Source organism: Pseudomonas sp. SIMBA_067 (genome assembly GCF_046534675.1).
In the GTDB taxonomy this organism is placed as follows: domain Bacteria; phylum Pseudomonadota; class Gammaproteobacteria; order Pseudomonadales; family Pseudomonadaceae; genus Aquipseudomonas; species Aquipseudomonas putida.
Genome location: NZ_JAWRYH010001038.1, coordinates 1 through 248 on the forward strand (window position 1 = coordinate 1; position 248 = coordinate 248).

At 56.0% G+C, this 248-nt stretch carries 1 protein-coding gene; it reads right to left on the reverse strand.

Features of this window, described 5'->3' with window-relative positions; all coding sequences use genetic code 11:
* Positions 1-58 precede the first annotated feature (58 nt).
* A partial coding sequence (locus SB765_RS32375) for a MarR family winged helix-turn-helix transcriptional regulator (RefSeq protein ID WP_410932860.1) occupies positions 59-248 on the reverse strand: 190 nt, incomplete at its 5' end.

The following is a 248-nucleotide window of genomic DNA, read 5'->3' on the forward strand; positions in this document are numbered from 1 at the left end:
GCGGGAAAATTGTACTTTCCATGGCGCCATCAGCCGATGAAACAAGGCCGTTGGCGTATCACGGTTTGATCTTTTTCATCTCGTTGAGCAGTTGCATCAGTTGCTCGAGTTTTGCCTCGCCGAACTGGCTGAGGATCCTGTCGTAGTTGCGGGCCATTTCTTCGCTCATGGCCAGAAACGCCTGCTGCCCCTTGTCGGTCAGCGTGATGAACACCCGCCGCTGGTCTTCCGGCGAAAGTCGCCGGAAG